The organism is Patescibacteria group bacterium (genome assembly GCA_041651355.1).
Classification (GTDB): domain Bacteria; phylum Patescibacteriota; class Patescibacteriia; order Patescibacteriales; family UBA12465; genus JAPLVX01.
This window is the reverse complement of record JBAZJK010000001.1, coordinates 322,232-342,618: the sequence shown is the minus strand read 5'-3', so window position 1 is coordinate 342,618 and position 20,387 is coordinate 322,232. Positions and strand designations below refer to the sequence as shown.

Annotated in this window: 21 protein-coding genes; 5 read left to right on the top strand and 16 right to left on the bottom strand. The window is 43.7% G+C overall.

The annotated features are described in order from the left end of the window. Window positions 1-24: 24 nt before the first annotated feature. A complete protein-coding gene (locus WC441_01680) occupies window positions 25-363 on the bottom strand; it encodes an MGMT family protein (protein MFA5163218.1) in 339 nt (112 codons plus the stop codon). Between the two features lie 410 nt (window positions 364-773). On the opposite strand from WC441_01680, the gene WC441_01675 reads away from it, so the two are divergent. Further along, complete coding sequence (locus tag WC441_01675; protein ID MFA5163217.1) at window positions 774-911, top strand: hypothetical protein; 138 nt, start codon at window positions 774-776, stop codon at window positions 909-911. 47 nt (window positions 912-958) lie between these two features. Here the strand turns inward: WC441_01675 and uvrA are convergent, their stop codons facing one another. The 5 genes from uvrA to WC441_01650 form a co-directional block, all read right to left on the bottom strand. Further along, complete coding sequence (gene uvrA, locus WC441_01670; protein MFA5163216.1) at window positions 959-3,463, bottom strand: excinuclease ABC subunit UvrA; 2,505 nt, start codon at window positions 3,461-3,463, stop codon at window positions 959-961. Window positions 3,464-3,467: 4 nt separating this feature from the next. Then, window positions 3,468-4,037, bottom strand: coding sequence for a class IV adenylate cyclase (locus tag WC441_01665; protein MFA5163215.1), 570 nt, complete (start codon window positions 4,035-4,037; stop codon window positions 3,468-3,470). Between the two features lie 27 nt (window positions 4,038-4,064). Beyond that, window positions 4,065-5,900, bottom strand: a complete 1,836-nt coding sequence (gene uvrB, locus WC441_01660; GenBank protein MFA5163214.1) for an excinuclease ABC subunit UvrB — start codon at window positions 5,898-5,900, stop codon at window positions 4,065-4,067. Window positions 5,901-5,978: 78 nt separating this feature from the next. Continuing rightward, entirely contained in the window at window positions 5,979-6,371 is a 393-nt protein-coding gene (locus WC441_01655) for a cytochrome b5 domain-containing protein (protein ID MFA5163213.1), read from the bottom strand. A gap of 126 nt (window positions 6,372-6,497) precedes the next feature. Beyond that, a complete protein-coding gene (locus tag WC441_01650) occupies window positions 6,498-7,235 on the bottom strand; it encodes a lysophospholipid acyltransferase family protein (protein ID MFA5163212.1) in 738 nt (245 codons plus the stop codon). 156 nt (window positions 7,236-7,391) lie between these two features. On the opposite strand from WC441_01650, the gene WC441_01645 reads away from it, so the two are divergent. Continuing rightward, the gene (locus tag WC441_01645) at window positions 7,392-7,679 is read left to right on the top strand and encodes a TraR/DksA C4-type zinc finger protein (protein MFA5163211.1); all 288 of its coding nucleotides are present in this window, start codon (window positions 7,392-7,394) and stop codon (window positions 7,677-7,679) included. 60 nt (window positions 7,680-7,739) lie between these two features. Here WC441_01645 and WC441_01640 read toward each other — a convergent pair whose 3' ends face one another. Together WC441_01640 and WC441_01635 are read right to left on the bottom strand one after the other, a co-directional pair. Beyond that, on the bottom strand, window positions 7,740-8,132 hold the full coding sequence (locus WC441_01640) for a hypothetical protein (protein ID MFA5163210.1): 393 nt from the start codon (window positions 8,130-8,132) through the stop codon (window positions 7,740-7,742). An 85-nt stretch (window positions 8,133-8,217) separates the two neighbouring features. Beyond that, window positions 8,218-8,913: a hypothetical protein gene (locus tag WC441_01635; GenBank protein MFA5163209.1), complete on the bottom strand. Its 696-nt coding sequence runs from the start codon at window positions 8,911-8,913 to the stop codon at window positions 8,218-8,220. A gap of 150 nt (window positions 8,914-9,063) precedes the next feature. Here WC441_01635 and WC441_01630 point away from each other — a divergent pair, with 150 nt between their 5' ends. From WC441_01630 to WC441_01620, 3 genes are all read left to right on the top strand, one after another. Next, window positions 9,064-10,314: an MFS transporter gene (locus tag WC441_01630; GenBank protein MFA5163208.1), complete on the top strand. Its 1,251-nt coding sequence runs from the start codon at window positions 9,064-9,066 to the stop codon at window positions 10,312-10,314. Between the two features lie 641 nt (window positions 10,315-10,955). Continuing rightward, window positions 10,956-13,418 carry a ribonucleoside-diphosphate reductase subunit alpha gene (locus tag WC441_01625; GenBank protein ID MFA5163207.1) on the top strand — a complete coding sequence of 821 codons (2,463 nt, stop codon included), beginning with the start codon at window positions 10,956-10,958 and terminating at the stop codon, window positions 13,416-13,418. A gap of 25 nt (window positions 13,419-13,443) precedes the next feature. Next, complete coding sequence (locus WC441_01620; protein ID MFA5163206.1) at window positions 13,444-14,445, top strand: ribonucleotide-diphosphate reductase subunit beta; 1,002 nt, start codon at window positions 13,444-13,446, stop codon at window positions 14,443-14,445. A 67-nt stretch (window positions 14,446-14,512) separates the two neighbouring features. On the opposite strand, the gene WC441_01615 is transcribed toward WC441_01620, so the two are convergent. The 8 genes from WC441_01615 to WC441_01580 all read right to left on the bottom strand — a co-directional run bounded on the left by WC441_01615 (window position 14,513) and on the right by WC441_01580 (window position 20,338). Next, window positions 14,513-15,439, bottom strand: coding sequence for a sodium:calcium antiporter (locus tag WC441_01615; GenBank protein MFA5163205.1), 927 nt, complete (start codon window positions 15,437-15,439; stop codon window positions 14,513-14,515). Window positions 15,440-15,454: 15 nt separating this feature from the next. Continuing rightward, complete coding sequence (locus WC441_01610; GenBank protein ID MFA5163204.1) at window positions 15,455-15,931, bottom strand: DUF5680 domain-containing protein; 477 nt, start codon at window positions 15,929-15,931, stop codon at window positions 15,455-15,457. A gap of 61 nt (window positions 15,932-15,992) precedes the next feature. Beyond that, the gene (locus WC441_01605; protein ID MFA5163203.1) at window positions 15,993-17,255 is read right to left on the bottom strand and encodes a DEAD/DEAH box helicase; all 1,263 of its coding nucleotides are present in this window, start codon (window positions 17,253-17,255) and stop codon (window positions 15,993-15,995) included. A gap of 104 nt (window positions 17,256-17,359) precedes the next feature. Then, a complete protein-coding gene (locus tag WC441_01600; protein MFA5163202.1) occupies window positions 17,360-17,980 on the bottom strand; it encodes a Type 1 glutamine amidotransferase-like domain-containing protein in 621 nt (206 codons plus the stop codon). A gap of 38 nt (window positions 17,981-18,018) precedes the next feature. Continuing rightward, on the bottom strand, window positions 18,019-18,642 hold the full coding sequence (locus tag WC441_01595) for a phosphoribosyltransferase family protein (protein MFA5163201.1): 624 nt from the start codon (window positions 18,640-18,642) through the stop codon (window positions 18,019-18,021). Window positions 18,643-18,646: 4 nt separating this feature from the next. Beyond that, window positions 18,647-19,039 (bottom strand): VOC family protein, encoded by a 393-nt coding sequence (locus tag WC441_01590; protein MFA5163200.1) that lies wholly within the window; start codon window positions 19,037-19,039, stop codon window positions 18,647-18,649. Window positions 19,040-19,124: 85 nt separating this feature from the next. Continuing rightward, window positions 19,125-19,757: a class I SAM-dependent methyltransferase gene (locus tag WC441_01585; GenBank protein MFA5163199.1), complete on the bottom strand. Its 633-nt coding sequence runs from the start codon at window positions 19,755-19,757 to the stop codon at window positions 19,125-19,127. Between the two features lie 113 nt (window positions 19,758-19,870). Beyond that, window positions 19,871-20,338 carry a hypothetical protein gene (locus WC441_01580; protein ID MFA5163198.1) on the bottom strand — a complete coding sequence of 156 codons (468 nt, stop codon included), beginning with the start codon at window positions 20,336-20,338 and terminating at the stop codon, window positions 19,871-19,873. Between the last annotated feature and the right edge of the window lie 49 nt (window positions 20,339-20,387).

The window sequence follows — 20,387 nt, the reverse complement described above, 5'->3', positions numbered from 1 at the left end:
TGGCGAAGTTACAAGAATCTCCCCTTACGGGAGATTTTTTGTCGGCTTGAAATTATACAGATACTTCTTCAGATCTATCCGGCCATCTTTAATAACAATCCCCTCTTCCCTTAACAGCCTAAGCTTCCGCGCCTTTCCTCCAGCAAAGCCGCCAACCTGGCCATTACTTCTGATTACTCGATGGCAAGGAACCTCGGGCGCATAAGGATTCCGATGCAAAGCATTGCCGACCGCTCGACTAGCCCCGGGCTTGCCCAAAAGGATAGCCAAACCTTTATAGGTCACAACCCGGCCCTTGGGCACCTTACGGCAAGCGCTATAGACCTGATGGGCAAAGGGAGTTACTAAACTTTTATCTGGCATATGATTGACAAATTTTTATAAGGAAGATAAGATTTAAATAGCTTCGTGAAGGTTTAGTCCTGATGAGGCAATTGACATCTTGCTCTTCACAAACCCGGTTATTTCGTCATCTAGACAAACCGGAAAATGAGCCTCTTCCATAAAAGAAGAAATTAGTCCTTTTCCCCTAAGACGATTGGTTTTCCCTGGTAAAACCGCTTAAATCGCTAGCGCGGCAGGTGATCTTAAAAAATGATGGTCAGGCTCAGAAAGCCGGAAAAAATATTTTGCACCCGCTAGGTTTTTAAAGAAAGCGGGCCCACAAAAGAACTTTTTCCGGTTTTTTCTTTCTCTTCTAGTATTGACAAAAATATTAATTTATACTATAATATCCTCAGTTCCTTTGATTATAAATCCAAAATCCAGATAAGATGAATGAAGAAACCCAAAAACCAGATTGGCTTGAAAGAAGGCTCCAGAATCTCGATTACGGGAAGGTTATACTCATAGCCGTCTTGATCCTCTTCGCTTATTCCGCCTTAATCATGTACTGCCCCCAATTCCATTGAACTCTCCTTACTTCCCTCTCTCACACCAGCCACAAAAGCTGGTTTTTTTATTTAAGATATTCTTTAAGATACTCACCGGTAATGCTCTTGCTATTAGCGGCTATCTCTTCCGGACTGCCGCTAGCCACTAATCGGCCGCCTTGATCGCCGCCATCCGGACCCAAGTCAATGATATAATCCATTGATTTTAGCATATGAAGATTATGCTCAATGACTAGAACCGAGTTCCCTTTCTCCACTAATTTATTTAGGACGCTAAGCAACATCTCGATGTCGTAATAATGAAGGCCGGTAGTCGGCTCATCCAGGAGATATAGGGTGCGCTTACCTAAAGTATAGGTTAATTCTTTAGCGATCTTAATACGCTGAGCTTCGCCGCCAGATAAAGTGGTGGCGCTTTGGCCTAATTTTAGATAGCCCAGTCCGACCGACTGCAGGACTTTCAACTTATCTACGATATAATAATGTTCAGCGAATAAATTAACCGCCTCATCAATCGTCAAATCTAGAACATCAGCGATATTCTTGCCTTTGTACTTCACTTGCAAAGTTTCCCGATTAAACCTTTTACCCCGGCAAACCTCGCACTCAACCAAGACCGGGGGTAGGAAATGCATCTCAATCAAATTAGAACCAGCGCCTTCGCAAGCTTCACAGCGTCCGCCCGGACGATTAAAGGAAAAACGCGACAAAGTATAGGCTCTTTCTTTGGCCTCAGGCAAGGCAGCAAAGAAATCGCGAATCGGAGTGAAGATGCCGGTATAAGTGGCTGGATTAGAACGCGGCGTCCTACCGATTGGCGACTGGTCGATAACTACCACCTTATTAATGTAATCGGTACCTTTGATATCGCTCACGTCCTCCAATTTAGCCCGCCCGCCCGGACGATTCTTAATATGGTTGATATTCTTATATAAAACATCATACATCAAGGATGACTTGCCTGAACCAGAAACGCCGCTTAGTCCCACCAGTCTCCCTAAAGGAATTTCAACTTTTAGGTTTTTTAGGTTATTAGCTTTCGCTCCCAAGATTTTCAAGCTCCCATGATTCTGGCTGCGCCTTTTATCCGGCAAAGAGATATCTCTTTGGCCACGCAAGTACTCCAATGTCAGAGACCCCTGGCCGTCTTTATTTTTCTCAACTAAAAGATCCTCGGTTCTGCCGGCGGCGACGACTTCGCCGCCATGGACTCCGGCTAAGGGGCCAAGGTCTACCAGATAATCAGATTCCCGAAGAGTTTTTTCGTCATGTTCCACGATCACGACCGTATTATTCTTATCACGCAGGGCTTTAAGCGTCTGGATTAATCTAGCTGTATCCCGCTCATGTAAACCGATAGTCGGCTCGTCTAAGACATATAAAGTCCGGGAAAGATGGGATCCTATCTGGGAAGACAGCCTGATCCTCTGAGCCTCTCCGCCGGATAAGGTTTCCGCTTCCCGAGAGAGATTAAGATAATGCAAGCCGACTTTCAACAAAAATTCGAAACGACTAATGATCTGCAGGACAACCGGTTCAGCGATCGCTAATTGTCGCTTAGTCATCTTGTGATAATATTTGGTAAAGAAATCCGTCGCCTTATCGATTGGCATCCTGGCCACTTCGGCTAAATTCTTATTATTCACCCGGACGGATAAAGCCTCCGGACGCAAGCGGTCGCCCTGGCATTTGGGGCAGGATTTCTCAGCAAAAAAGCCTATCTTCCCCAAACCGTTGCATTCTGGGCAAGCTCCATGGGGAGAATTAAAAGAAAATAGGCGAGGTTCAACTTCAGGGAAAGAAAAATTATCTTTTGGACAAGTCCAGTTGGCCGATAATAAGAATTCCGCCTCTTTGTATTTAGCAATTACTAATCCCTGGCTGTATGATAAGGCGTTCTCGACTGCTTCAAACATCCGGCTCTGGTCGCTGAGCATCACTTTGTCCATCACGATCTGGATATCATGCTTCTGTTTAGGCGATAACTTGATTTGCTCCCGCAAGGAATGCCAGGAACCGTCGATTCTGGCTTCAGCAAAGCCCAAAGAAAGATAATTATATAAAAGCTGGTAGTACTCACCCTTTCGATCCAAAATGACAGGAGCTAAGATGGTGACATATTCTTCTGATATATCCTCTCCGCGTTTGATAATGATATCAACCATCTCTTCCGCGGATAGCTTTTCAATCTTAGTACCGCACAAAGGACAAAACACCTCTCCCACCCGGGCATAGAGGACGCGCAAGTAATCATAGATGTCCGTTAGGGTCCCGACAGTCGAGCGGGGATTATGGGAAAGAGCCTTCTGGTCAATGGAAATCGAAGGGGCTAAACCGATGATTTCATCAACGTCTGCCGGTTTCTTCTGTCCTAAAAATTGGCGCATATAAGGCGACAAGGATTCTACATATTGCCTCTGCCCTTCAGCAAAGAGCGTATCAAAAGCTAAGGATGATTTGCCGGAACCAGAAACGCCGCTGATGACTGTCAGCTTATTATGAGGAATCTCTAAATCGATATTCTTTAAATTGTGCATCCGCGCGCCGCGGATGATTATTTTTTCTTCCATATGGCTAAAGGAAAGGATTTGGGTCTTCAAAAGTTATCCGCGGTGTCCGCTGGTTTATTAATTCCAAAGGACAAGCATATTTCTTGCTATACAAAACATCAACCGCGCCAAAATAAGCATCTTCGTAGTTAAAACCAAGACGCTGGGCCGCCGCCTTAACCGAAGCCTCATCCTGAGCCTCAATTTCCACGAATGGCTCCAAATAGGGCCATTCATCAAGACTGATCTCCGCTTCGCCTAACAGCCAGATTTCCCTCTTGGTTTCTTGGTATGATTTATATGGACAACCCAGAAGCTGCAGGAATTCTTTTGCTTCCTCAAAATCGCTGACTGTAAAACAAGTTTCTTTCTGATTCTGGATACTCCCACCATCTACCCGCTTCAAGCTCATAGTTATCTTATCCCCCTCATCTCGGACGCGTAGCCAAGAATTACTATCATTATCCGGCAAATTAAAAACCGCCCGTTTCTGCAAAAATTCTGGCTTTATCAAAGAGGCTCCAGCTTGGCGCAAACGCCCCCGAATCTCTTCTTTGTCGATGTTAGTAAACGTAGCTTCGTATTCTATCTTCATAAGAATAGCTTACTTTAAATTAATTTCTTATTTCTCTTCAATATCTAGAAAGTGTTCTATCTTTTTGGAGACCGACATCGGAGTAATGCTGTGCTTCTCATTATAAGCCAGCTGTTTTTGGCGGCGACGGTCAACTTCCCGCTTAGCGCGCTTGATCGAACCGGTCATTTTATCAGCATACAAGATGATCTTTCCCCTGACATTACGAGCCGCCCGGCCCATGGTCTGGATAAGCGAAGTCTGGCTACGCAAAAAGCCTTCGCGATCAGCGTCTAGGATCGCCACTAGGGTTACCTCGGGCAAATCAAGGCCCTCACGCAGAAGATTAACTCCAATTAAAGTGTCAAATTTCCCTTCTCTAAATTGCTGGAGGATTTCTGTCCTTTCCAAGGTCTTAACGTCGGAATGAAGATAATTGGATTTCAAGCCTTGGGCTTGCAGATAAGTGTTCAGCTCCTCCGCCTGCTTCTTAGTTAAGGTATTAACGATCACCCTCTCGTTCTTAGCGGCTAAAACCTTGATTTCTTTAATAATATCATTTATCTGGCTGTAATTAGATTCTTTATCAAACACTGGACGGATCTCGATTTCTGGATCGACTAGGCCTGTCGGCCTGATTACTTGCTCGACAACTTGGCTAGAGTGCTTGATTTCGAAATCGCCCGGCGTTGCCGTTGTGAATATAACTTGGCCTATCCGCTGTTCAAATTCAGAGAATTTAAGGGGGCGGTTATCTAAAGCCGAAGGCAGACGCCAGCCATATTGGACTAAGGTTTCTTTGCGTGCCCGGTCGCCGTTATACATTCCGCCTACCTGCGGCACCGCGATATGCGATTCATCGATGATGGTTAAAAAATCAGGCTGGCCGGCTTTCTGGGGGAAATAGGCCAAAAGAGAATCTGGCGCTTCCCCAGCTAACTTCCCGGTCAGATGGCGGGAATAATTTTCAATCCCGTGACAATAGCCCAGAGTCTTGAGCATCTCCATATCATAGCGGATCCGGCGCTCCAAGCGTTCGGCCTCCAAATATAATTTATTCTTATTAAAATACTTAAGACGATCTTTTAGTTCTTCCTTGATATTATTAATGGCAACTTGAATCTGAGGCTGGGTAGAAACGAAGTGCTTGGGAGGAAAAACGACTATTTCTGATAGATCATCCAGGATATTCTTGGTAAGATTATCAATGATCTTTAGTCCCGCAATCTTTTGCTCAATAATCTCAACTTGATAAACGATGTTTTCCGACATCGCCCGAATCTCTAAAATATCGCCCCGCGCCCTAAATTGGCCACGACTGATTTCGCCATTAGTGCGTTCAAACTGCATTTTAACTAATTGCTTAATCAGATCAGCTCGCACCATTGGCTTATTTTTTTCTAAATGGAGTTTTGATTCAGAGTAGTTTTCCGGCACTCCTAGGTTGTATATGCAAGAGACCGATGCGACAATGATAACATCACGCCTGGTCATAAGAGACGAAGTAGCGGCATGGCGCAAACGCTCGATTTCCTGGTTAATCATCGCTTCCTTATCGATATAGGTATCAGTGATTGGCAAATAGGCTTCCGGCTGATAGTAGTCGTAATAGGAAACGAAATAATGGACCGCATTATCAGGAAAGAAATTCTTATACTCCCGATAGAGCTGGGCGGCCAAAGCCTTGTTAGGAGCCATCACCAAAACCGGCTTATCTTGGCTCGCAATCACATTAGCAACCGTGAATGTTTTACCGGACCCAGTCACGCCTAAAAGCGTCTGGTAGCGCTCGCCGCGTGCCAGGCCTGATTGCAATCTCTTGATTGCTTCCGGCTGATCGCCCGCCGGAGAAAATTCTGATTTTAGCTGGAATAATTGACCCATAAATCCTGATAAGCGATAAAAAGGCGGGATTAGGACATAAGCCCTAATCCCTGAATAAGATAAAATCTACCTAGTTGGTTATTGTAATTTACCGATGAAATAGGAATCGAGCATCCCCCTGGCCTTATCACCGTGTTTCTTCACCTGGGCGAACATTTGGCTGGCATCTAGGCCGCAACCCTTGAGAATCGCTTCTCCTCCCGGATGTAAGCCGGCTTTGACATAGGCCGTGACATCGAAGACATTACCGTCAACAGCTAGCCAGCAATCGCTAGGGCTATTATGCTTAGCCACATCCGCTAAAGTGAAAAAAGCGGTGTTAGTAGTCGGCTCAGTCGGAATAGCTGAGTCAGCCGGAGCGTTAGTCTGGATTGGGGTTTGATCGTTAACGACTTGGCTGCTTTTAGTACTGCAGGCCGCCAAAACGAAAACAGCGGAAAGTAACAATAAAGACAAGCTTATTTTCTTCATAATATTGATAAAGATTAAATAAATTAAAACTTATAAATAATATAAGGTATATATTAGTATAACAAATATATCGATAAAGACAAATATATAAAAAGAGATGATTTTCTCATCCCTTTTCCCGACTTTTCATTGGTCGGATAAGCTTAAGAGCCGATTAGCGATTTCTTCGTTAGCCGACTTCAGGTAACTGCGACTTTCTTCGCCTTCTAAACGAAAGCTTTCCCCTACGACAATCTCAGTCCGGCGCCAAAATTTAGGCAACTTAGAGCCCAAGGGCATAACCCGATCGGCGCCTCTCACCCAAACCGGCAGGATGTCGCATTTAGACTGCAAGGCCAAACGTGCGGCTCCGCTTTTCAGGGGCCGTAGACGGTTTCCCTTAGGAGACTGCAACCAAATATTGCTTTTATTGGTTCCAGTTCTTCCGCCTTCAGGGAAAATGATCACAATCCTGCCTTTCTTGAGCAAGCGGGCGGTCCGAGCATGAGCAGCCGCGCAAGAACGGTCGTCCCCGCGCGGAAAAAAGATGAAGCGGTTCTTTAAGGTTGTCCAATACCATTTATTGAAATTATGGAAATCCGGAGTCCCATAAGGAAAGAATCGGATCGGATTAAGGCTAGCCGCTCGGATAAAAAGATAATTTAAAGCAAAAGGTTCCCAAAAAGAAGGATGGTTAGAAACCACTAAAAGGCCTCGGGGCCATTTAGGAAGCAGATTCTTATTACGGATCCGGATTGCTCCGAAAAGCTCTAAAGAGCCCAAAAACAGCCAACCTAATACGATGATGGCCGGATAGAGCAGCAACCAGAAAAAAAAGGCGTCTGCTAACTTTCTGAGCCAGACAGCTCTTTTCTTTTTTTTCATGAAACACCTCCTGACTTTTAATGAACGAATGATGATTTGCTTTTAAGATAACAGAATACCTATCTTTTATCAACTAAACAAACATTTGACATATTGATAACGAAATGATAATTTAGAAACTTCGCACATTACATAAACAACATAAAAACAATCAGGATGGACAAGGAATTTATCGAACAACAAAGGCTGCGGCTTTCGAGCCATTTGAAAAGGCTCCAAGACAAGCAAAAACTTGAGGAAGAACTCGCTATCCAGGGTGAGGCCTCTAATTACTTAGTCGAACAGAAAAGCCAAAAAATCACCCAACTCCTTAAAGCCCTGCAGAGGATCAGTAACAACCGCTATGAATTCTGCGAAAAATGCGGCCAAGAAATCGAACAACGAAGGCTGGAAATCATCCCGACGGCCACTACCTGCGTTACATGCATGAAAATCCATGGTTGAGAAAGCAGTAATCGCCAAAAGGCCCCGATAAAAGGGCCTTTTCTAATAGGAAAAAATGATTTACTGGGCTGGATTTGCGTTCTCGAGCGGAGCGCTAGCGGGTGGAGTTTGGTCGGTCGACGGGTTATTACTCGCTTCCGGACTAGCCTGGTTCAATTGCCTCTGCATCGGGCAAGCGCTATTATCCTTATTCTGGAAACGGCAAGCCTGTCCGTCCCTATCGCCTCCCCGGAAATAACGTCCCCCCATCATTGCGCCTGGTCCATAGAAAGCACCCTTATAGCGTCCGAAGTGGGAGCCGAAATTAAGGCCTAAGCAAAAGATGAAGACCGCAATCACCAAGGCCAAAAAAATCTTGATGAATTTGCCATGGGAACCGCAGCAACCCTTAAAAGCTTGGCAGCAATGATCGCCATGATGAGACTTCTTTTCGCCATTTTTATTTTCTTCCATAATTTTTTGTTTAATAATTAAATAATTAAAAGATGAAAGGCTTCATCTTTTAATTAATACGCACTAATATTTTTTTTCTTTGCTTTTAATCGAGTTTGGCATTGGTCGTAGACATCACGGTTTCATCACCGTCTTCGATAACGACCAAGTCTTTGGAACAGGCAGCTAAACTTGTCTTATATGTCTGCCAAATGGCTGTTTGTGATTTTTGCGTCATCACCCGCAACTCTCGATTGGATGATTTGAAGATGCTAGCACATTTTTTCAGGTTATCCTTCTGTTCATCCAGGCTAGCTAAAGCGCTCTTCTGGCAAGCGGTCCGATTATTGATCAGATCAGTTAAAGCCTTGAGTTCCTGATTCCGATTTTCAATTACCGCTTTATCCTTGTTCTCAATCGCGCTAATCACGCAAGCTGATTGCTCGGCTGTGACAGCGACAAAGGGATCTGATTTCTTGATCCCCCACAAGGCATTACCCTTGCGTTGGATATTGCTATATTGGGAAATCTGATTAGGAGTAGCGATCTTTTCCAATTTAGTATCTTCAGTCTTGCTTTCCTTCTTGACGCCCCATAAAGCGCTCCCGACCTTACGGATGGAGCGATAGAGATTGATGAATTGCGGAGCGGGAATCTTTTCTAGATCCTCGCTCGGCCGATTCACGGAAGTCACGACCGTCCCGGCAATCCCGGAAAAGCTGTCTTCAGCTCGAGCCCCCTGCCAAGCTAAAGGCAGACCCAGAAAAGAAACAAGCAATACGCTAACTATGATTTTTTTCATATTATTGACGATCAGCTTGATATTTTAAAATACCAAGCATGAATTAATTAGATTATTAAAATTATAGCACGCCTAAAGGTGGGTAGCAATTAAGAATATTATATTAATAATCAGGAAATATGCTATGATAATAGTATAATTACCAATAATATGCCTACCTTGAGACTGCTGGCCGACTTTATCAAGAAATACAAGCACGGAAAAAGCACCCTCTATCTCCTCTGCTTCGTCATGCTTTTCTGGTCCTTATACGAAGGCGTCATTTCCTATATGACTCCTCTTATTATCAGCGAACGGGGGATTTCTGAAACCCTGATGGGAATAATCATCGGCAGCTCTTCGGTGGCCGGCGCCCTATTCGATTTCATCGCCTGCCGGATATTCAAAAATACTTACTACAAGCGGATGTTCCTCATCATGTTAGCTATCTGCCTGTTCTACCCCCTAATCTTATTTAAAGCCAATACTTTCATCTTATATATCTTAGCAATGGCTATCTGGGGAGTCTATTTCGACCTGAAAAATATCGGTAATTTCGACTTTGTCGGGCGCCAGCTGAAGAAATCCGAGCACAGTGAGGGCTTTGGCTTGATCCAAGTCTTCCAATCGATCGGTTTCCTGATCGCACCGATCTTAGTCGGCTTCATGATCGCTGAAGCCTTTGACTATAAGTCCTTAATCCTGGCTTGGATATTTCTGATCATCGCTATTTTCTTTTTCTTGGTCATGTATTATTTCAGCCCTAACCGCCGCCAAACAGAAAGCACGGCTCCTAAAATCAAAGAAAAAGGCCTCTGGCTAGAAATAAAAACCTGGAAGAAGCTAGGCCGAATCCTCTTGCCCGTCCTGATCCTCACCCTGATGCTTAACTTCATTGATGCCTTCTTCTGGACTGTCGGTCCGATCTTCGCCGAAGGCATGAGCGAAATCAGGAAATTTTCCGGGTTCTTCATGACCGCCTACTCTCTGCCCGCTCTCTTGGTTGGCTGGCTAGTTGGCTCACTCACCCGACGCTACGGCAAAAAAAAGACAGCCTTCACGTCTTTAGGCATCGGGTCACTGCTCTTATTTATGATATATTTCTTAGACAACCCGATATTGATAATCCTAACCATTTTCATATCTTCAATCTTCATCTCTATTTCCTGGCCGGCTATTAACGGTGCCTACGCCGACTACATCAGTGAAAGTCCTGACTACGAAAAAGAGATAGAAAGCCTAGAGGACTTTTTCACGAATCTGGGCTATGTCTTGGGACCGATGGTAGCTGGTTTCATAGCCGATCGCTTCGGCAATTCCGGAGCCTTCTCTTTTATCGGCTTGACAGGCAGTTTGATTGCCATCTTCTTACTTATATTCACCCCGAAAAAAATCAATATCAAGCGTGATTTGATTTCTTAAGTTAAATAAAAAATGGGATTTTACATCCCATTTAAATTATTTCAATATATCGCTTATCAGTTTGTTCATTGTTTTTGGTTTCCAAATCAATAATATGATAAAACATATGAACCAAAAAGCTGACCCAAGAATAACTATGAATATCCAGGGCGAGCCGAACTCTTTAAGCAAAAAACCAATACAGCCGAAGATGGCGAGGGTCACTACGATCTCTACAATTTTTGATATAAAGTGGGTAAAAAAATAAATAATTTTAATCATGTAGAGCATCACTTTAACGATAATTACCAATAATGTTGCTATCAATTTTGCCATTTTCAAGGGTTTTATAAAAAAGAACCGTTTAGACAAAAACTATAACATTAAAATAGTTATTTTGTCAATACTAGAGTGAAAGAATGATTTTAATCTATATAAAATAAAACTCCGTGTAAGGTTCAAGGACTGATCATAAAAATCAGTCTTTTTTATTTAAAAAAATAAAATCATTTATTGCTAGCTTAACTTATCCACAAGCGATTACAATAAACTCTCTTTTTTAGCCTTGGCACATAAACACAATATATGGTATACTAAAGAATACTTTAAACACTATATATAGAAATGGATTAAAACTCTTAGTTTAACCGTTTCCCAAACTTATGCCGATCAATATAAAAAAAATCGATGGCCGCTTAGAAGCCTTCGAAGCTGATAAAATAAACCGAGCCGTGGCCGCCGCTTGTGCTGGCCTGCCTGAAGCTAGCGCTAAGATCACCCAGATCGCGACCGAAACCGAGCTGACTCTCTATGATGGCATCACGACTCTGGAATTAGACCAGGCTCTAATCAACGCGGCTGTCCAAAACATCAAGGACGATCCAGATTTCGATATTGTCGCTACCCGCCTCTTGCTCAAAACCATCTATAAGGAAGTCTTGGGGGATTTTAAAGACCGGACAGAACTGCTTGAAAAACACCGCCATGGCTTCCCTGCCTATATTACCCGGGCCATCAAAGCCGCTTGGCTCAGTACAGAATTAGAAGTATTCAATCTAGAGGAACTAGCCCAAGCTTTAGATTTAGAAAGGGATCAGCTCCTCACCTACACTGGTCTTTCAACCATGAAGCACCGTTATCTCATAAAAAGCGCCGAACAGAAGCTCCAAGAAAGTCCTCAATACTTCTGGATGCGAGTGGCGATGGGCCTGGCTTATAAAGAAAAGGACCCGACAGCTAGCGCCAAGCTCTTCTATCACAAGATGTCACGCTTGGAATATATACCCGGCGGCTCCACCAATATCAATGCCGGCTCAAAAAAGCCGGCCCTGAGCAACTGCTTCATTCTGGATATGGAAGATAACATCGACCACATCGGTAAAACCGTTTCTGATGTCATGAAACTATCTAAAGCTACCGGGGGTATCGGCTTGTCAGTCACCAAGCTCCGAGCTAACGGTTCTCCCATCAGCACCAATAATACCTTTTCTTCCGGACCAGTCCCCTTCCTGCATATTATCGACTCGACGATTAGGGCTATCTCCCGGGCCGGAAAAAAGATGGGCGCCCTCTGCTTCTATATGGAGAACTGGCATTTAGACTTCCAAGACTTCCTTGACCTCAAGCAAAATGCCGGCGACGACTATCGTCGCACCCGGACAGCCGATACCGCCGTCTATCTTTCGGATGAATTCATGAAAAGAGTAGATAACAATGATTGGTGGTATCTGTTCGACCCCAAAGAAACTCCTGACTTAGTCGATTTGTCAGGGCAAGCTTTTAGCCAGAGGTACCAGGAATATATCGAGAAAGCGGAAAAAGGTGAATTGCGCGCTTTCCAAAAGATAAAGGCCGGCGAACAATTCCGGCAGATAATCATCTCTCTCCAGGGCACCTCCCACCCCTGGCTTACCTGGAAGGATGCGATAAATATCAGGGCCCTAAACGACAACACCGGACCGATCTATAGCTCCAACCTCTGCACCGAAATCACCCTGCCGACTAACAAGGACAACGTCGCGGTTTGCAACCTGCTGTCTCTCAACTTGGCTCGGCATCTAAAAACCGAGGGAAACAAGATCGAGATCGACTGGGCAAACTTGAAAGATAGCGTCCGCTTAGGCATCAGGCAATTAGATAACCTGGTTGATATCAACCAGCCGCCTGTCCCAGAAGCCATTAACTTCGACAGCCATAACCGCGCCCTAGGTTTAGGGGTGATGGGACTAGCTGATCTCTTAGAAAAGATGGGCCTAGCCTATGATAGCCCCGAGGCTTTCGAGCTGAGCGACCGGCTGATGGAATTCATCAGCTACCAGGCGATAGACACCAGTGCCGATCTAGCTCAAGAAAGAGGCTCATACTCTAACTTTTCCGGTTCACTCTGGTCAAAAGGCTATCTGCCCTATGATACGATCAAGCGCCTGGCTGATAACCGCGGCCGGGAGATAAGCGTGAGCTTGAGCAAATCGGACCTGAATTTAGATTGGGAAGCTTTAAAAAATAAAAGCAGGCAAGGCATGCGTAACTCTACCCTGCTCGCGATCGCCCCAACCGCCAACATCGGCTTGGTGGCCGGGACCTCCACCGGTATCGACCCGCGCTTCGCCCAGATTTTCAGCCGCAACACTCTATCGGGTAAATATCTCGAACTGAACTTCAATCTCGCCAGTGAACTAAAGGCTCTGGGAATTTGGGAAAAAGTTCGGGAAAAGATCCTAGCGGCTCAAGGTGACCTCAGCCAGATAGAAGAAATCCCCCTAAACTTGAAAAACATCTATAAAGACTCTTTCTCGGTCGATCCGAAAGCCTTCATCGAAATCGCCGCTCGGGCCCAAAAATGGGTCGACCAGGCTATCAGCCGCAACATGTATCTAAGCACCAGGGATACCGATGAAATCATGAAAATCTACCAAACCGCCTGGGGAAAAGGCCTAAAAACCACCTATTATCTCCATCTCAAACCTAGGCACACCGCTGAACAAAGCACCGTTAAGGTCAACAAGGCGGAAAATAGCGGCAAAAAGGGCTTTGGCGCCCTCTGGGCTAGCAATGAAACCAAGACAGGCAAAACAGCTTGTCCTATCGATCCGCAAGAACGTTTACTCTGTGACAGCTGCCAATAATATAAATAATTAATCAATAAAAAATATGATACTAGGAAAACCTTTGAACGAAGACATGCAACTTCGTCCCTTAAAATATCAATGGGCCTATGACCTCTATCACCAAGCCGTGGCTAACACCTGGTTCCCTCATGAAATCGCCTTAGGCGAAGACTTGGATGATTGGAAGAAGATGACTGATGATGAAAGGCAAGCTGTCAGCTTCCTAATGAGTTTCTTTAATCCGGCCGAATTGATAGTGAACCGGACTCTAGCGCTTGGCGTCTATCCCTATCTCAAAGCCCCGGAAGCCCACCTTTATCTAGCTAAGCAAATGTGGGAAGAGGCTAATCATTGCTTAGCCTTTGAATACGTCTTAGAGACCTTCCCTTTGAACCGAGAAGAAGTCTTTAAGAAGCACCTGGACACGCCCTCCATTAAAGCCAAGGAAGATTTCATTACTAATCACCTGAAAAGGATGACGGAAATGACTTTAGATATCGAGACCGCCGAGGGCAAGAAAGATTTCGTCCGTAACTTAGTCGCCTATAATATCGTGATGGAAGGCATCTGGTTCTATAGCGGCTTTATGGTCGCTCTCAGCTTCCGTCAACGACGCCAATTAAGGAATTTCGGCTCGATGATCGATTGGGTAGTCAGGGATGAAAGCCTGCATCTTAAATTCGGTCTCAATCTCATCCTGACTATCCTGGAAGAGAACCCGGAAATAGTTACCAAAGAATTCAGCCAAGAAATTAAGGACATCATCATTAACGGCGTCAACCTGGAAACTAGCTATAACCAAGATATGTTTCCCCGTGGCATCCTTGGCGTTAACGCTGACTACGTCAACCAATATGTCCGATACGTAGCTGACCGGCGCCTGGAAGAACTAGGCTTTGAAGCGCATTTCAAAGCCACTAACCCGGCCAAGTGGATGGCGACAGCCACCGACGCCTTAGAACTGGTCAACTTCTTTGAAACCCAGAATACCAACTATGAAGTGAACAATCGCGCCCAAGCCGCCAAGAATGAAGATGACAAATAATTACTTACATCAAAAAACTTGCCTGAAGGCAAGTTTTTTAGATTAAAGATTAAATCCAAAGGCAGGACTAACGGTTAGCTAAGAACTCAGTAATGACGAATATGACATAGAAAAGGAAAAGTAACCCCGCTTCTTTCCGGCTCAATCTTTTGTCTGACTTCATGAAGATAAACAAAAGAAAGGTGGCCAGAAACATAAAGGCGCCAGTAATATAGATAATCCTTAGATTAAAGGAAAAGGGACTAATCAGGGCGATGAGCCCGACCACGATGGTAGCGTCAGCGATAACCGTGCCCAAGATATCTCCCAGGGCTAAATCGTCGTGATGGTGCCGGGCGGCTTTAACGGAAAAAAATAGTTCCGGTAAGGTCGTGCCTAGACCGACGACTAGCATGCCGATTAAGATTGGGCTGATCTCTAAGCTATTAGCCAGGCTGACTCCGTATCTGACGGTAAAATGCGAACCAGCTAATAAGCCGGCCATACTTAATAATAAGAGGAGAATATTCTGGATACGGAACTTTTCCCGATCGGTTTTGGCGATATAAATATTCTTCTTCAAGATGACATAATAAAACGCGATACCGGCTAAGATCAAAATCAAGGCGTCCCACCTGGAATAGCGGCCATCTAAACCCAAGATAATCGGAACCGCCATCGCGCCGATATGGAAGAAGCGATTCTTGATCAGGCGGCTCTCTATCTTCAGCTTCCGGCCGGACAAGAAGACTACCAAGGCAAAAACTAAAGTCAAATCGGCGATATTAGATCCGAACAGGGTGCCTAAGCCGAAAGCCGGCAGACCTTCAAGCGCTGAAGTCACCGCAACAAAAGTTTCCGGCAAGATAGAGATGACTGCCACCACGGCAAAACCCACTACATATTTAGGCAAACTCAAACTTTCGGCTAAGAGGGTAGCATAATGAATGGCAAAATTAGCGCTTTTTACGACTACGAACAAGGCTAGTAAAAGCAGAAGAGATGATAATAGCATAATTCTTTTTAGATTTTATTCTTCTTTCCTTTGGTCGACCAAACCGCCGATATACTTAGCCCGATATATTTCCCGGCCTTGGAATTCTATCAGCTCTTCGCCGGAAAAATCATTAATCTCGCCCATAAAATCATTCTGGTATCTATAATCCCCTTCACTAAATTCCTTGGGCCCGCGATATGGGTAGTCAGCTGGAATCAAAGATAGCGATTTCTGCAGGATCCGATAGACTGCCTTGAAGTCGCTAATATCTTCTTTAACCAAACCATAATAGACCATCAGATAGACTGGCTCACCCTTAAAAAAGACAACTTCCCTGCCTCCGTAGGGTTCGCCGCCAAAATAATTATCATGATACTTAAAGTCTCCTTCTTCAAAAACAATAGTCTTAGACTTATCTTCCTCAACTGCCTTAACGGCCGTTTCGCCGCTAGCATAGCCGGCTTTTTTAGCTTTGGCCAAGAAGTCTTTGAGCTGTTTGAGATCTAGCATATTTTTAGAGTCTATTTATATAACAAAAATACCACGGAAAGCGGTATTTTGTCTATTAATATTAATTTTTTCTATACTTTGGCTTGCGGAAGCGCTTGGCAAAAGGAGCTTGACCCTTTTTGGCCGGTTTGGGTTGGAAGCGCCTTCTCTTTTTAGCTGTGGCGGGATGAACCGGCTTGATTAGTTTCACGAACTCCGTCCGCTTGATATTCTTATTAATCAACTTTTCGATTGCTCTTATCTCCCGGCTTTCACCGGCTGTCGCGAAAGAAATCGCCTTGCCCGGCTGGCCGGCTCGGCCGGTCCGGCCGATACGATGGACATAATCTTCCGAACAGTCCGGTAGGTTATAGTTAACCACCAATTCTATTCCCTTCACATCCAAACCGCGAGCGGCGACATCAGTGGCCACTAAGATTCGTTCCTTCTTATTCTTAAAGCTCTCCAAAGCAGCCTTTCGACGGCCGAGAGAAAGATTGGAATGGATTTCTACCGCCCGATGACCAGCCGCTTTCAATTTGATCGTCAACGCTTTCACTCCGTGCTTAGTACGGACGAACACCAAGACTGAGCCAGAATAGCGGGCCAAGATCTTTTGCAGATGCGTCAGGCGTTCTTCACCATTAATGATAAATATCTCCTGATCAACCTGTTCGGCTGTCGTTCCTGGAGGCGCCACCTCGATACTGACCGGCGTCTTCATATATTTAGCCGCAATCTTGACGATGGCTGCTGGCATAGTAGCCGAAAAAAGCATGGTCTGGCGCTCTGAGGGAGCCTGTTCCATTATTTCGGCAATCTGGGGAGCAAAACCAAGGTCTAACATCATGTCGGCTTCGTCTAGCACGATGACCTTAACCTGGTCTAAGCGATAGGTCCGACGTTTAAGATGATCAATCAGGCGCCCCGGAGTAGCGATAACTATATGCGGCTTTTTGCGCAAGCAAAAAAGCTGGCGGTCTAGAGCTTCGCCGCCTATTAAGACCGCTGTCCGCAAGCCTAGGGGGCGACCAATCTTTTTGATGCTTTCCTCGACTTGCAGAGCTAATTCGCGGGTCGGGGCGACGATTAGGCCCTGGCCCTTGAGTTGGGCCAAGCGCTCAATCATCGGCACGCCGAAGGCTAAGGTTTTGCCGGTTCCTGTCTGGGCAATGCCGATTACATCTTGGCCAGCTAAGGCCAGCGGCATAGTTTTTCTTTGGATTGGAGTCGGAGTCTCAAGTCCTAAGCCGGTAATTATTTTGACGATCGAAGCGCTGATTCCGAGATCGTTAAAACCCTGCTTAGCTTGGGAAGCGACTTCAAGATTTGTTTTTTCAGTCATAAAAAATAAGTGACCCGATTTTCTCAAGATCACTTAAATATGAGATTCGAATCCGATTATTATAATAGTCTATAATATCATATAAAAGGCAAGAAGTCAAATAATCAAAAGATTAAAACCTCTCCATCTTTTAGGGCTACGAAGGGGATTTTCGAAGAAATATAAAATTCTAAGACCTTCTCCATAGCCGCTGATTCTGGATGATCGGAGCGAAAATGAGGCAAGATGGCATAGCTTATAAGACCAAGACCTTCCCAAATAACCCTGTCATTAGCTTCATAGGGAAAAACACTTATGTCATCAACTAATTCGGCGCCACGCAAAGAAGGAGCTAACACGCAAGCGCCGGCGCTATAGCCGCCGTAAACTAAATCGTTCCGGGAGCTGATTTCTTTCAAGATGTCATCAAAACCGCTCAGTTTCATGGCTTGTCTGAGAACAAAAACATTACCGCCCCGGACATAAATAAGGCCACAGGCAGACAGCTTCTCCTTAAGCTCGTCTTTTTTACCGAAATAATCACGGAGGTCGACCCGTTCGATACCAAGACCCAGAACAGATAATTCGCTCAGATCCCCGTCCTCGCTCTTCTGCCGTCTCTCCAGGTCGGAAGCAAAATCCAAAGCATTAGGAATATAGACTGCCCTCTTAGGGAGGCCATTAATAAGCTGGGTTAATTCTCCAACCCTGTCTCCGAGCTTGTATGAAGAAAGATAAAATTTCATATCGTTTGATTATTGATTTTAAATATACGTATCCCAAACTAATTGCTCACAAATGCATCTAAGAAAAGTTCCATATCCCTAGTGATAACACCAGGATACTCTTTTTTGTAGCTTTCATATAGCTCTTTCCAGGTAAATAAGGCCTGCAAATTCACTCCTAACTTAGCTAGGTTAGCTTGGGCTGATTTTTCGATATCTAAAATCGTAATCACGTCATTGATTTCTAGGGCATTGGCTTTTAATTTGTTTACAAAGCCCATGACGGTATTAGCTGTCACGGTAGCATCTTCAATAATCAGGACCTTATCCCCTTGTTGGTAATTACCCAACAACTCCCCTTTAGTACTATAATCTTTATAACCTTCTTTCCTGATTGTTAGGCCAGGCGCTTTCAATATATTGGTGACGCCATAACTAAATGGCAATCCTCCATAAGGGATACCCAATATTTTATCAAAAATGATTGAATTATCTTTGATAATATCAATCACTAAAAGATTTACCTTATATAATAATTCAGGAAAAGAAATAAATTTTGATGTATCTAAAAAAATTGGCGTGCGACTATTATTTTTTAGCAGCACCCAATCTTTTTCATCTATATCCGGAGAAATATATAATAATTTATTATCGATTATTTCTTTTATAATCTCTTGTCTCATAACATCAGGCCGATTGTTTATATTGGGACAAACCTAGAATATTACCTTCGGAATCTTTAAACCAAGCCAAGAAACCCATGCTGCCATTTTCTCCAAGAGGGGTCTTCCCTCTCACGATCGCGCCTCCCTGAGCGATAATTTTTTCAAGGGTCGCGTCAATATCCTCCACATCGACGTAAAACATTGGATAAGGCATCTGCGGATCGCGCTTACTGGAACCACCATTGATAAATCCAAACTCAGTGGGCTGCATCTTTTCATCGACTGGACCGGTCTGCCAACTAGTATAAGAAAATTGTTCCCATTCGAAAGGCTTCCAGCCAAAAACATTTTGATAAAAAGATTTGGCTCTGTCCTTATCATCCCAGGGAAATTCAAAGTGTGTAACTTTATTCATAAGTTTATATTTTAAATATATAACAAAAATACCACAAGAAGTGGTATTTTGTCTATCTAGTTCGGAGTTTGGGAGAAGATTGGAACTATTTTGTACCAGTTATAATCCATCTACCTCTATCAGCCAAGAGTTGCATATCAACCTTAGCAAAATCAGAAAACATTTCTTTTATCTCTTCCTTAGTAAAAGAGCTGTGGGGCAAACCTGCCTCGGGGCCATGCAGAGGCGCTCTGACCCCTGGTTCTATTTCCTTATGTTCGACCATGCTAGTCCAATGTGAACTGCCTTCATTATCTGGTAAGGTAACAAAAAAACTTCCTCCTGGCAAAAGAGCCGGATAAATCTGTTTTATGGCTCGATTGACCTGTGCTTTCAAACCATGATGAATAGCAGCTATGGAAATTACCAGATCATATTGCTCTTTAGGCAAATCATATTTATATATATCAGCTAATAATATATTTGAGTCATCTTTTAAAATCTCTTTAGTCATTTCCACTGCGGTCGGGCTAGAATCAATCCCATCGGTCTTAAAGCCTAAACTTTTTAAAAAAATTAAATATTTCCCATTACCACAGCCGATATCCAAAACTTGTTTTATCTTAAAATCCCGTTTCTGAATAAAATTTAAAAACTCCGGAATTAAACCTGGCTGTAAAGTAGCGTATTCTTGCCCATCCTTTTTATATTTTTTATAAATATTATCCCAAATGGTCATAATTATATTTTGATTTATTTATTTTAATATTGGCACTATTTACCTTAAACTTCAATTATACCTACTAAAATAGGGCTATTTTAAACTGCTCAGAGCTTAGTATGCAATTGGAACTACTTACCATTGGCCGCTATGTAATCTTTCAACTTTAGGATAATGTCATGATCGTTTTTGGCTCGATTATTAACACGATATCCATCTTTGAAGCTGAACTCGTAAGCCCTTAAAAAATCGGCTGGGGTTAAGGTATGGGCATTCTTATCTTTATATCGGACCAGCTCTTTATAATCTTTAATTATCCCATCCCTGATTAATATACTTTTCCCAGCAAATCCGACTTGCTTACCGTTAAATGCAAATTCATGTTCCTTTTCATTAATTAAGGTAAAGCCGTCTACTTCAAGTGTTTTCTTAAACTCTTCCCAGTCATTAGAGATATAATTATCCTCGATGAGTATATCGATGTCTCCAAATTCTTTGAAATTGCCAAGATAAAGAGATGCGCCAAAAGATCCATATATAACTGGCGCGATGTTTAATTTGCTTAAGATGTGTAAAATTTTTTCCAAAAAATTATTCATATACAAAAAATACCACGAAAAGCGGTATTTTGTCTACTCACTCAGGAAT

Excerpts from the sequence above, each read along its gene's own strand:
- WC441_01590 (MFA5163200.1), bottom strand. The coding sequence starts at position 19,039 with ATGAATAAAGTTACACACTTTGAATTTCCCTGGGATGATAAGGACAGA.
- WC441_01665 (MFA5163215.1), bottom strand. The coding sequence starts at position 4,037 with ATGAAGATAGAATACGAAGCTACGTTTACTAACATCGACAAAGAAGAG.
- WC441_01630 (MFA5163208.1), top strand. The coding sequence starts at position 9,064 with ATGCCTACCTTGAGACTGCTGGCCGACTTTATCAAGAAATACAAGCAC.
- WC441_01650 (MFA5163212.1), bottom strand. The coding sequence starts at position 7,235 with ATGAAAAAAAAGAAAAGAGCTGTCTGGCTCAGAAAGTTAGCAGACGCC.
- WC441_01635 (MFA5163209.1), bottom strand. The coding sequence starts at position 8,913 with ATGAAAAAAATCATAGTTAGCGTATTGCTTGTTTCTTTTCTGGGTCTG.
- uvrA (MFA5163216.1), bottom strand. The coding sequence starts at position 3,463 with ATGGAAGAAAAAATAATCATCCGCGGCGCGCGGATGCACAATTTAAAG.
- WC441_01645 (MFA5163211.1), top strand. The coding sequence starts at position 7,392 with ATGGACAAGGAATTTATCGAACAACAAAGGCTGCGGCTTTCGAGCCAT.
- WC441_01615 (MFA5163205.1), bottom strand. The coding sequence starts at position 15,439 with ATGCTATTATCATCTCTTCTGCTTTTACTAGCCTTGTTCGTAGTCGTA.
- WC441_01655 (MFA5163213.1), bottom strand. The coding sequence starts at position 6,371 with ATGAAGAAAATAAGCTTGTCTTTATTGTTACTTTCCGCTGTTTTCGTT.
- uvrB (MFA5163214.1), bottom strand. The coding sequence starts at position 5,900 with ATGGGTCAATTATTCCAGCTAAAATCAGAATTTTCTCCGGCGGGCGAT.
- WC441_01675 (MFA5163217.1), top strand. The coding sequence starts at position 774 with ATGAATGAAGAAACCCAAAAACCAGATTGGCTTGAAAGAAGGCTCCAG.
- WC441_01610 (MFA5163204.1), bottom strand. The coding sequence starts at position 15,931 with ATGCTAGATCTCAAACAGCTCAAAGACTTCTTGGCCAAAGCTAAAAAA.
- WC441_01620 (MFA5163206.1), top strand. The coding sequence starts at position 13,444 with ATGATACTAGGAAAACCTTTGAACGAAGACATGCAACTTCGTCCCTTA.
- WC441_01600 (MFA5163202.1), bottom strand. The coding sequence starts at position 17,980 with ATGAAATTTTATCTTTCTTCATACAAGCTCGGAGACAGGGTTGGAGAA.
- WC441_01585 (MFA5163199.1), bottom strand. The coding sequence starts at position 19,757 with ATGACCATTTGGGATAATATTTATAAAAAATATAAAAAGGATGGGCAA.
- WC441_01595 (MFA5163201.1), bottom strand. The coding sequence starts at position 18,642 with ATGAGACAAGAGATTATAAAAGAAATAATCGATAATAAATTATTATAT.
- WC441_01640 (MFA5163210.1), bottom strand. The coding sequence starts at position 8,132 with ATGGAAGAAAATAAAAATGGCGAAAAGAAGTCTCATCATGGCGATCAT.
- WC441_01605 (MFA5163203.1), bottom strand. The coding sequence starts at position 17,255 with ATGACTGAAAAAACAAATCTTGAAGTCGCTTCCCAAGCTAAGCAGGGT.
- WC441_01580 (MFA5163198.1), bottom strand. The coding sequence starts at position 20,338 with ATGAATAATTTTTTGGAAAAAATTTTACACATCTTAAGCAAATTAAAC.
- WC441_01680 (MFA5163218.1), bottom strand. The coding sequence starts at position 363 with ATGCCAGATAAAAGTTTAGTAACTCCCTTTGCCCATCAGGTCTATAGC.
- WC441_01625 (MFA5163207.1), top strand. The coding sequence starts at position 10,956 with ATGCCGATCAATATAAAAAAAATCGATGGCCGCTTAGAAGCCTTCGAA.